Annotated in this window: 6 protein-coding genes; 4 read left to right on the top strand and 2 right to left on the bottom strand. The window is 65.1% G+C overall.

What is annotated here, in order from left to right; translation table 11 throughout:
- Positions 1-114 precede the first annotated feature (114 nt).
- From NX068_RS09205 to NX068_RS09195, 3 genes are all read left to right on the top strand, one after another.
- Entirely contained in the window at positions 115-2,577 is a 2,463-nt protein-coding gene (locus tag NX068_RS09205) for a TonB-dependent siderophore receptor (protein WP_263460980.1), read from the top strand.
- A gap of 199 nt (positions 2,578-2,776) precedes the next feature.
- Positions 2,777-3,310 carry a tellurite resistance TerB family protein gene (locus NX068_RS09200; RefSeq protein ID WP_263460979.1) on the top strand — a complete coding sequence of 178 codons (534 nt, stop codon included), beginning with the start codon at positions 2,777-2,779 and terminating at the stop codon, positions 3,308-3,310.
- Positions 3,311-3,647: 337 nt separating this feature from the next.
- Complete coding sequence (locus tag NX068_RS09195) at positions 3,648-5,909, top strand: OsmC domain/YcaO domain-containing protein (protein ID WP_263460978.1); 2,262 nt, start codon at positions 3,648-3,650, stop codon at positions 5,907-5,909.
- Positions 5,910-6,073: 164 nt separating this feature from the next.
- Here the strand turns inward: NX068_RS09195 and mscK are convergent, their stop codons facing one another.
- Both mscK and NX068_RS09185 read right to left on the bottom strand, forming a co-directional pair.
- Positions 6,074-9,409, bottom strand: coding sequence for a mechanosensitive channel MscK (mscK, locus tag NX068_RS09190; protein ID WP_263460977.1), 3,336 nt, complete (start codon positions 9,407-9,409; stop codon positions 6,074-6,076).
- Positions 9,410-9,501: 92 nt separating this feature from the next.
- A complete protein-coding gene (locus NX068_RS09185; RefSeq protein ID WP_263460976.1) occupies positions 9,502-10,383 on the bottom strand; it encodes a LysR family transcriptional regulator in 882 nt (293 codons plus the stop codon).
- 104 nt (positions 10,384-10,487) lie between these two features.
- Here NX068_RS09185 and NX068_RS09180 point away from each other — a divergent pair, with 104 nt between their 5' ends.
- A complete protein-coding gene (locus NX068_RS09180; protein ID WP_263460975.1) occupies positions 10,488-11,696 on the top strand; it encodes a YbfB/YjiJ family MFS transporter in 1,209 nt (402 codons plus the stop codon).
- The last annotated feature ends 99 nt before the right edge of the window (positions 11,697-11,795 follow it).

Below are 11,795 nucleotides of genomic sequence, written 5' to 3'. Positions count from 1 at the left end.
CGCCACGGCCCCGTGCAGGCGCGCAATGAAAATCTCGAAGACCGCGGCCCCTTTTTTTGCTTCGTTCGACAAGTCAGAGAAACCCCCGTTGATCGACTTGCGAAAGGAGCTTCCGTGCAAACCCGGCAACCCCACCCCCTGCGGCCCCTGGCCGTGCATCTGCGCATCGCCCTGCTCGGTCTGGCCTGCATCGCACTTCTCCCGGCTGGTCCGGCCAGCGCGGCAGAACCGGCGACGTTGGCCGGCGCCGCCCAACAACACTACGCTCTTCCCGCCGGCCCGCTGAGCCAGGCGCTCTACCACTTTGCCGCCCAGGCCGGCATCACCCTGACCTTCGACGCCGCGCTGACCGACGGCCAGCATTCTGCCGGCCTCGACGGCAATTACGGTGCGGAAGCCGGCTTGCGCAAGCTGCTCACCGGTAGTGGGCTGGAAGCAGTGCGCGGAGAAAACGGCGGCTACAGGCTGCGCAGCCTGCCGGCGGTGAGCATGGGTGATGTGCGGCTTGCTCCGGTAACGGTGTCTGCACAGCCCGAGCGTAGTGCCATCACCGAAGGCACGGGCTCTTTCGCGGTTCGCGCGGTGAGCATCAACAAGGGAGAGCAGGCACTCAAGGACATTCCGCAGTCGATCAGCGTGCTCACGCGCAAGCAATTGGATGAACAAGGCATCACCGATCTCAGGGCGGCGGCCAATAACGTCACGGGCATGGTGGGGGCCAAGGGGGTCGGTCCCGGCATGGTGCTCACGGCACGGGGTTTCCAGATCGATGCTTGGCAGCACGACGGCGTCGCCATTCCCCGGAATACGTGGGCGCTGGGCAATTGGGGCACCGAAGGCATGGTTTTCTATGACCGGCTCGAAGTCCTGCGTGGCGCCTCGGGCCTGCTGCAAGGTACGGGTAGCCCCGGCGGTGCAGTCAATCTGGTGCGCAAGCGTGGGCAAGTCGAAAAGACCGTTGCGTTGACGGCCCGGGCTGGATCCTGGGACCGCCATGGCCTGCAGGTGGACGCCGGCGGGCCGCTCGACGACGATGGCTCCTTGCGCGGCCGCGTGGTGCTGGACGAGGTGCGCAGCCACTCCTTCATCGATTACGTGAATGACCGTACCCGCTCGCTGTACGCCGCGCTGGATTACGACGTTGGCCTGGATACGACCTTGGGCCTGGGCGTCAGCCATTCGGACAGCCACGGGCGGCCGATGATCCGGGGATTGCCGCGCTATCCGGATGGCAGTGACTTGCATCTTCCCCGCTCCACATTCGTAGGCTCATGGTGGAACCGCATGAGCATCGAGCAGACGACGTTTCATGCCGATCTGGAGCATCGCTTCAATGCCGATTGGAAAATCAAGGCCTCTGCGTTGCGCATGAGCGAAAAGAACAGCTCCACGCATCAGCGCATGCACGGACTCGTGGCAGCGGACGGAAGCGGGGTGAGCTACGCCGATTGGGTGACCGACTTCGATTCCACCAAACTCGGATTCGACGCTTACGTGAACGGCCGCTTCGAAGCGCTGGGCCGGCAAAACGAAGTCACCCTGGGTGCCAACTATTCGAAATACACGTCGGACGATCTGTGGACGAGACTTTTCACACCGGGCGGAAACATCTTTGCCATCGACCACCATCGCCCCCGGCCGACCGCGGACAGCTTGCTGGCGGCGGGCGGTATGCAGAACCCCTCGGAATACGACGTGCGGCAAAAGGGTATCTACGCCAGTTGGCGCGTCCGGCTCAGCGAACCGTTGACTGCCATCGTCGGCGCACGCGTGAGCTGGTACGACTATCTTTATCGAAACCTGTCGAACGGCTCTCCGTCCGTCAACACCGATTCGGGCGAGATCACGCCCTATGCAGGCTTCGTGTATGAACTCACGCCGCAATGGTCGGTTTACGGCAGCTACACCAGCGTGTTCGAACCGCAGTCCGAACGGACAGCGGAGGGCAGTGTGCTGGATCCGATCATCGGTACGAACTACGAACTCGGCATCAAGGGCGAGTTGCTGGACGGGCGCGTGAATGCGTCGCTGGCGGTGTTCCGTTACGACCATGAGAACCGCGCCGTCAACGATGTGGCTTCCGGTTTCGCCTGCAGCGGCTGGTACTGCGCAAAAGCTTCGGGCAAGGTGCGTAGCCAGGGTATCGAGGCAGAGATCAGCGGCGAAGTGCTGTCCGACCTCCAACTGATGGCTGGCTATACCTACAACACCAGCAGGTTCATGAGCGATCCTGTGAATCAGGGCAAGGTATTCAGTACCTGGACCCCCCGGCACATGCTCCGCGTATGGGCTTCGTATCGGCTTCCGGGCGAATGGAACCAGCTCACGGTGGGTGGCGGCCTGACCGCCCAGAGCCATACACTGGGTTACGACCGCTCGTTCAAGGTGCCTGGCTTTACCGTGGCGAACTTGCGGCTGGGCTACCAGGCCACACCCGAAGTCGGTTTGGCGTTGAACCTCAACAACGTGTTCGACAAGCGCTACTGGATTCCAGCCTATGCCCAGCAGGACGGCAACAACGACTACGGTGAGCCGCGTAACGTGATGTTCACGCTGAAGTACACGCCCAGGTTGTGACTACCCGGCGGACGAGCATGCCGATGGGCGCTGGCCGACGTGCGAGCGCCCTGCCTCGGACAAGATCGGAGGCAGAGATGGGCAGGGGAAACAGGCTCGAATCGTACGGGCTCCAGCGCCGAGGCCCTCACGTACGGAACTCTTCCGGTCAGGCGCCGATCATCCGGTATTCGCGTTTTGTCCCACAACCCCGCTCATCATGCTTCATACCCTCAAGGAACTGTTCGGCTTCCTTGCCGAACCCGCGCCCGCCAGCCAGCCTGGCGATGCCGAACATCGCCTGAAACTGGCGACTGCCGTATTGCTGGTGGAGGTCATGCGCGCCGACGACGAAGCCGGCGATGCCGAGCGCGAAGCCATTCTGGCGTCGTTGCGCACCCAGTTCGATCTCCATGCCGACGAACTGGAGCGCCTGTACGAACTGGCCCATGCCGCCTCGCGTGATGCGCCCGACCTGTATGGCTTCACCTCGCAGCTCAACAAGGGCTACAGCATGGCGGAGAAGGTCCTCATCGTCGAATACCTGTGGCGAGTGGCCTATGCCGACGGCTGCCTGAGCCATTACGAGAACCATCTGATGCTCAAGCTGGGCGACCTGCTGTACATCCCGCGCGGTGATTTCGTCGCCGCCAAGCAGCGTGCCCGCGAGGCTGCCCCTCAGGTGGCGGAGCGGTTTTCTGTTGTCGACGGCCAGTTGCCGGCTCGGCGCCACTGTAGCGAGAAAGGCTCCTAGCCGGGGGGTACTCCGGCCGGAAGCGCGCATGGGCTTGGCCGTCCTGGCCGAACGAATTCCGTGTCGGGTTCGCATCTACCGCCATCCACTGGCTCTCCTGCGGATGCCCTGCCCGAGGGGACGGTAATCAGGGCCGGGGCGACGCATGGCGGGTGGCAACGTTGGCTGTGCTGCGCGCAAGGCAGCGAGTGTCCGCCGGGCGGCCAGCGCTGGCAATGGATCGTGTTACGCTCGTCCATATTCGATTGCTCGTAGATTCTTTCCACGCATATACCTTTTCTGGATAAAGGTATTGCATTTCGGCCCGGCGTCCGCCGCGCTGTTTCAGGATTCCCGCATGGAAATCAAGGTCAATTTCCTCGACAAGCTTCGTCTCGAGGCCAGGTTCGATGACTTCACGGTGGTGGCCGATCAGCCCATCCGCTACAAGGGCGACGGCTCGGCGCCCGGTCCGTTCGACTATTTTCTGGCGTCATCGGCGTTGTGCGCGGCTTACTTCGTGAAGCTGTACTGCGAAACACGCAACATCCCCACCGACAACATCCGCCTGTCGCAGAACAACATCGTCGATCCCGAAAACCGCTACAAGCAGATCTTCAAGATCCAGGTCGAATTGCCGGCGGATATTTCCGCCGCGGACCGGCAGGGCATCTTGCGCTCCATCGAGCGCTGCACGGTGAAGAAGGTGGTGCAGACCGGGCCCGAGTTCGTGATCGAGGAAGTGGAAAACCTGGATGCCGATGCGCAGGCCTTGCTGACGCTGAATCCAGATGCCGGGGCAGGCACCTACATCACGGGAAAGGATCTGCCGCTGGAGCAGACCATCGCCAACATGTCGGGGGTTCTGGCGGACCTGGGCATCAAGATCGAAATCGCGTCATGGCGCAACCTGGTGCCCAACGTGTGGTCGCTGCACATCCGCGACGCGCACTCGCCGATGTGCTTCACCAACGGCAAGGGCGCAACCAAGGAGAGCGCCCTGGCGTCGGCGCTGGGCGAATTCATCGAGCGGATGAATTGCAATCATTTCTACAACGACCAGTTCTGGGGGCAGGACATTGCCGGCGCGGAGTTCGTGCATTACCCGGACGAGCGCTGGTTCAAGCCCGGCCCTGGAGATGCGCTGCCGGCTGAAATACTCGATGAATACTGCCTGCGGATCTACGACGCCGATGGTGAGCTGCGCGGCTCGCATCTGTACGACACCAATTCAGGCAATGTGCAGCGTGGCATCTGTTCGCTGCCCTACGTGCGCCAGTCGGACGGCGAGGTGGTGTATTTCCCCTCCAACCTGATCGACAACCTGTTTCTCAGCAATGGCATGAGCGCCGGCAATACGCTGGCCGAAGCGCAGGTGCAATGCCTGTCGGAAATCTTCGAGCGGGCGGTGAAACGCGAAATCCTGGAAGGTGAAATCGCACTGCCCGACGTGCCGCACGAAGTGCTGGCGAAGTACCCCGGCATTCTGGCCGGCATCGACGCGCTGGAAAAACAGGGCTTTCCCGTGCTGGTGAAGGATGCGTCGCTGGGCGGGGCGTTTCCCGTCATGTGCGTCACCCTGATGAATCCGCGCACGGGCGGCGTGTATGCGTCGTTCGGGGCGCATCCGAGCCTGGAGGTGGCGCTGGAGCGCAGCCTCACCGAGTTGCTGCAGGGGCGCAGCTTCGAAGGCCTGAACGATCTGCCGCGGCCGACCTTCGAAAGCAACGCCGTGACCGAGCCGAACAACTACATCGAGCACTTCATCGATTCCAGCGGCGTGGTGTCGTGGCGCTTCTTCAGCGCCAAGGCCGGTTTCGATTTCGTCGAGTGGGATTTTTCCGGCCGTGGAGAACACGCCAATGCCGAGGAGGCCGCCACATTGCTCGGCATTCTCGAGGACATGGGCAAGGAAGTGTACATGGCGGTGTATGACCAGCTCGGCGCAACGGCCTGCCGCATCCTGGTGCCGGGTTATTCGGAAGTCTATCCGGTGGAAGACCTGATCTGGGACAACACCAACAAGGCCTTGTCCTTCCGCGCCGACATCCTGAACCTGCACCGCCTCGACGACGCCGGCCTGGAGGCGCTGCTCGAGCGCCTGGAGGACAGCGAGCTCGATGATTACACCGACATCATCACGCTGATCGGCATCGAGTTCGACGAAAACACGGTCTGGGGCCAGTTGACGATCCTGGAGCTGAAGCTGCTAATCAATCTCGCCTTGCAGCAATTCGAAGCGGCGCACGAACGGGTGAAGGCCTTCCTGCAGTACAACGAGAACACGCTCGAACGCGGATTGTTCTACCAGGCCCTGGACGTGGTGCTGGAAGTCGTGCTGGACGACGACCTGGAACTGGACGATTACGAGGCCAACTTCCGCCGCATGTTCGGCAATCCGCGGATGGATGCGGCGATGGGCTCGGTGGACGGCAGCGTGCGCTTCTTCGGCCTGACGCCGACGAGCATGGCGCTGGAAGGGCTCGACCGGCACCAGCGCCTGATCGACAGCCTCAGGAAACTGCACACGGCGCGGGTCAGGGTGGCGGCTTCATCCCGCCAGGGAAACTCTGAAAAAGCCCGTCATGCCCGCGAAGGCGGGCATCCAGTGAACCCCTGAGGCCTTGACGTCAAACGCACTGGGCTCCCGCCTTCGCGGGAGCGACGAATAAAACCGAATTATTCAGATCTTCCATAGGGCGGGCGGCCGCTTGCCGGTGTTCCGCGGTCTCCTCGGCGGCGCGGGCCCGATGACGGCCGTGGCCGAACGGCCGCCATCCTGTTTCATCCCTGGGCGCCCGGTGTCTTCCCCACATCCGCGTCCGCCGAAGCGGCGGCAGCATGGTTGATGGTTTCCAGCTGGGTTTCCTTGCCGTCGATGCTACGCACATGCACGTCGACCGTGTTGAAGGCCATCTCGATGCCGTATTCGCGGAACAGCGCGTCGATGCGGCGGTTGATCTCGTCCACCACCGCGCCGCGATCGCCGATCTCGCGCACGTGCAGGCTCAATTGGTGGTCGAGGGTACTGGCGCCGAAGGCGACGAACTGCGCCTTCGGTGCGGGTTCGTCGAGCACGCGCGGGTTTTCCTGGGCGGCCTGCAGCAGCAGCTTGCGCGTCAGCTCCAGGTCTGAGCCGTAGGCCACGCCCACGGCCATCGTCACCCGTGTCACGGTGTCGCTCAGCGACCAGTTCACCAACTGGCCGGTGACGAAGGTCTTGTTGGGGACGATGATCTCCTTGCGGTCGAAGTCGGTGATCGTGGTGGCGCGGATCTGGATGCGGCTGACCGTGCCCGACAGGTTGCCGATGGTGACGACGTCGCCGATGCGCACCGGGCGCTCGAACAGGATGATCAGGCCTGAGATGAAATTGGCGAAGATCTCCTGCAGGCCGAAGCCCAGCCCCACCGACAGCGCGGCGACCAGCCACTGCAGCTTGTCCCAGCTCACCCCCAGCGTACCCAGCGTGGCGACGATGCCGATGCCGCCGATGATGTAGGACAGCAGCGTGGTGATGGCGTAGGCGCTGCCCTGCGCCAGCTTCATGCGCGACAGCACCAGCACTTCGAGCAGGCCGGGCAGGTTGCCGGCGAGCACGAAGGCGAGCGTGGCGATGAGCAGCGCGCCGAGCAGGTCGCCCAGGCTGATCGGAATCAGCGTGGTGGCCTGGCCGCTGCCGCTGGCGTATTCGTACAGCGTGATGTTGTCGAGGTAGGCGAACACCGTGATCAGGTCGGCCCAGACCCAGTACAGCGCACCCAGCAGGGCGCCGAGCAGGCCGAGGCGGATCAGGCGCAGCGACTGCTGGTTGACCTGTTCGATGCCGATCATCGGTGTTTCGGCCAGTTCGACGCCGGCCGGGCTGTCGCCTTCCGCCTCGCGCTCGGCGGCTTCGCGCCGTTCGACCGCGCGCTTGTATTCGAGGCGCCGCGCGGCCACGGCGAGGCCGCGGATGGCAGTGGCGTTGGTGATGGCCCAGACGATCAGGATCAGCAGGGTATCGATCAGGCGGCCGGTCAGCTTCAGCGCGGTGTAGTAGTAGCCCAGCATCAGCGCGACGATCAGCGCCAGCGGCATCAGCGCGAGGGCGAGGCTGCCGAGCAGTTGCAGGGGCGAGCGTGCCGAATCGCTGGGGCGCTGGTGCGACAACAGGCGGCTCATCAGCCAGGCCATCACGGCGTAGCCGGCCAGCAGGGTCAGGATGCCGAGCACGTCGTGTTCCAGCCCTTCCGGCTGGCGTTCGGCGATCGCGACCACCAGCACCACGGCCAGCACGACCAGGCCGAGGTGCCGCAGCCTGCGGTGCAGCTTCCGGGTCAGCGCCGATGGCCATTCGAAGTGGCGCTCGGCGACGCCACCCGGCTCCAGGATGCGGTAGGCGGTGTAGAACACCAGCCAGGCCTGGGCCATGTTCATCAGGCCGATGCCCAGCGCCAGGTTCTGGCCGCGGCCGTCCATCTGCAAGGCCAGGCCGGCCATTGCCAGCAGCAGGCTCACCGGCAGCGCCAGCAGCAGGTTGAGCAGGATCGCCAGCGGCGTATGAAGTTGCGTGTCGCGGCGCACGTAGCCGATGTCGGCATTCAGGCGTTCCAGCGTGTCACGCAGCCAGCGCCGGCGCAACAGCAGCAGCACGGAGATCAACAGCACCGGCAGCATCACCAGCGGCTGCGTCTTCAGGCCTTCCCATAGCTGGATTGCAGTGGCGTGCCACGGCATCGCGGCGAGCTGGCGTTCGAGCGCGGCAGGAAGGCGCTTGAGCCAGTCGAGGTCGAGCGGGGCATTGCTCGGTACCCAGAACAGCTGTTCATCCACCGTGGTTCGCAGGCGCTCGGCAGTCGCCTGCAATCGGGTCTGCTGCAGTTGAAGATTGACCGATTCGCTGAGGATGGCGTTGAGCTCGTGGCTCAGGCGCTCCAGCAGTTCGGCCCGGCTCCTGAGCAGGCTGCGCAGGGCGTCGCGCTCGGCGGCATCCGGTGCCGGTTCCTGCGCGGCGAGCAGCGCATCGGCGTAGGCTTCGGGTTTGCTCAGTGCTTCTCGCTGCTTGTTGATCTCGAACTGGTACAGGCGCACGTCGGCGATCTGGTGCGTCAGCGCGTTGTCGGGCTGGGGGCTCGGCAGGGCCCGGCGCTGCTCGTTGAGGATGCGCGGCAGCAGCGGGCTGTCCTGCAGCACTTCGATCTGCTCGGCGATCAGCGTGCTGCTGCGGTTGAGGGCGTCGAGGCGCTGCTGGGTGTCGAGGTTGCGTTGTTTCAGATCGGCCAGGTGCTCGGTGGCGCGCAGCAGATAGGCCGACAGCGTCTGGTTGCCCGCCGTCGCGCGCGCGATCAGGCCGTCGCCCGTCGCCGTATCCGCGTCGGCCTGATTGAGCTGCTGCACGGTCTCGAGCATTTCGGCACGCCGGCGCTGGTTGATGGCCGACTGGACCAGCTCCATGTCGTGCTCGATCCGGCCCAGCTCGAATTCGGCCAGTTCGCGCTGGGCCTGGGCCGCATCCTGCAACAGGCCGCTGCCCGAGAGCTCCGCCAGGCGCAGCGCCGAGCGTGCATCGAGCGCGTGCCACTCGGCGGCCAGTGCGGCACGGTGTTCGGCGCCGAGGCTGCGACCGCCATCGCGTCCGCTGCGCAGCGCAGCATCGATGGCCTGCATGCGCGCCTGCATGTCGGCGATGTCGGCCTGGGTGCGCTCTGCGGCGGTGCGCAGCGCCGGCGTCCCGGCCTGGTCGAGCATGGTGCGCCAGTGTGCGAGCCGGGTCCTGGCCTGGGTCAGGCGGGTTTCGAGCGAAGCCAGTGTGGCATTGCCCGCGATCGCCACCGAAGCGGGCTGGGACTGGCTGCGTGCCAGTTCGTTGCGTGCATTGTCGATCAGCGCCGGCGCCTGTTCCAGCTGCTTGCGCAAGGCATCGAGCTGATGCCGGCTGTTTTCGGCATCCGTCAGATGCGCCAGCGCCTGCTGCAGTGCCTGCTGGGCGGCAAGTTGATCGGCTTCGGACAGCTTGCGCTCGGGGAGTGCATCGAGCCGGGCCTGCAGTTCGGCTGTAGTGGGAAGAGGCGCCGGCTGGGCGAGGGCAAGCAGCGGCGCGAGCAGCAGCACGCAAAGCAGGGTACGCAGGTGGCGCATCGGAGGCGGCTCCCGGGGCTAAGGGAGAGGAACAAAGGGCAAGCGAGCGGCCGGGCCGCGATGTCGCGAGCGCCCGGCGCGGGAACTGCAGTTTAGCCGTGTGCCGGGCGATCCGGCAGCGCGGTGCCGCCGGCGATGCGGGCGACGGCCTGCGCCAGCGTGTCGCGCAGCCGGGGCGGCATGTCGGCTTTCCGATAGACCATGCCGGTCGGCACCATGCCGATGTCGGCCGGCACTTCACGAAGCGCCAGGCGCTCGGTGTGGGACGACTGCTGCACGATGCGGCGCGGCATCAGCGTCCAGCCGAGGCCGACCGAGACGCAGCCGAGAATGCCTTCGAGCGTGCCGAACTCCATTGCCTCATTGTGCACGTGGCCGAGCGTGCGCTGCAGTGCGAGCGCGCGTGCGCGGTAGGCGCAGCCCTCGCGGAACAGGATCAGCGGGCAGCGTGCCGGATCGGCACCGGGGGCGAAGACCTGGACCAGCTCTTCGCGGGTCAGTTCGTCGAACTGCAGCGCCGGATGCTGCAGCGGGCCGGCGATGAAGGCGCAGTCGAGCTTGCGGGACAGCACCTTGTCGATCAGCACGGCGCTGGTGTCCGTCCTGATGTGCAGTTCCAGCGTGGGGTGGGCCTGGCGCAGGTCGCGCAGCACGGCCGGCAGATAGAGCGCGGTGAAGGTCTCCATGGCGCCGATGCGCAGTTCTCCGGCGTCCTCGCCCGCCTGACGCACTGCGGCCACGGTCTGGCGTTCGAGGCTCAGCATGCGGCGGGCGTAGTCGAGCAGCACGCGGCCTGCGGGGGCGAGTTCCACGCCCCGGCCGGAGCGGAAGAACAGCTCGGTGCCGAGCTCTTCCTCGAGCCGGCGGATGCGGTTGGTGACGTTGGATTGCACGGTGTTGAGCTTGCGCGAGGCGGCGAGGATGCCGCCTTCGTCGACGACGGCCTCGAAGGTGCGCAGGGCGAGGAGTTCCATTGTCGTATCTCTGAAACAGAACGGTCTATTCTGAAATAATCGCTTGAAGGGATATCTTACGCCGACTATCTTTTCGGCTCCAGGAGGAGACAGGACATAAGGACATGGACGATCAGATCCAGCGGATGAAAGTGCTGGGCGCGGGCATTTTCAGCCTGATCCTGGCGATGGGGGTGGCGCGCTTCGCCTATACCCCGCTGCTGCCGGTGATGCAGGCCCAGGCCGGGCTGGGCCTGGCGGAAGGGGGCTGGCTGGCGGCGATCAACTATGCCGGCTACCTGACCGGGGCGCTGATCGCGGCGTCGATCAGCGATCTGGTGCTGAAGGACCGGCTGTATCGCGTCGGCCTGGTACTGGCGGTGCTGACCACGGCGATGATGGGGCTGTCGGACAGCCTGGTGGTCTGGGCGGTGTCGCGCTATCTGGCCGGGTTGGCGACTTCGGGGGCGATGCTGCTGGGAACCGGCCTGATCCTGAACTGGCTGATCCGCCACGGCCATCGCAGCGAGCTGGGCATTCATTTCGGCGGCATCGGCATCGGCATCGCCGCATGTTCGATGGCCGTGGCGCTGATGAGCAGCGTACTGGACTGGCGCGAGCAGTGGTTCGTGTTCACTGCCATCGGCTGCCTGCTGCTGGTGCCCGCGCTGGGCTGGCTGCCGGCGCCGGATGCCAGTCCGGTGACCAGGAGCGGCGCGCCGATGCACGACAATCCGCCGAGCCCGCTGTTCCTGCGCCTGTTCATGATCTCGTACTTCTGTGCCGGGATCGGCTACGTCGTCAGCGCCACCTTCATCGTCGCCATCGTCAATGATCTGCCCGGGCTCGAAGGCAAGGGCAACTGGACTTTCTTCGCCATCGGCCTGGCGGCGGCGCCGACCTGCATCGTGTGGGATCTGATCGCCCGCCGCACCGGCGAACTCAATGCCCTGATCCTGGCTGCGCTGCTGCAGATCGTCGGCATCCTGCTGCCGGTGACGCTGGGAGGGGTGGCCGGCACGGCGGCCGGGGCGCTGCTGTTCGGCGGCACTTTCGTCGGTCTGGTCAGCCTGGTGCTGACGATGGCGGGGCGCTACTACCCGACGCGGCCGGCGAAGATGATGGGCAAGATGACGATTTCCTACGGTGTGGCGCAGATCATCGGCCCGGCGGTGACCGGCTGGCTGGGGGAAAGCTTCGGCAGCTATGCCGGCGGGCTTTATTTCGCCGCCGCCATGATGGGGTTGGGCTGCGTGCTGCTGCTGGCGCTGAAGGCGGTGGAGCGGCGCGACGCCGCGGCGCGCGAGGTCGCCGACCCCTGCATGCAGGGATGAGGGTCGGGCACCTCGTCGGGGGCTGAGTAACCGTCTTAGAAGTCAAGCATCGTGAAGCGATTTGTCCCAATGTTTGCCTGTGCGGACCATGGCGTTGAG

Origin of the sequence: Thauera carbonicopians, from assembly GCF_025699485.1 — a bacterium.
In the GTDB taxonomy this organism is placed as follows: Bacteria; Pseudomonadota; Gammaproteobacteria; order Burkholderiales; family Rhodocyclaceae; genus Thauera.
This window is presented reverse-complemented; position numbering and strand designations above follow the sequence as displayed.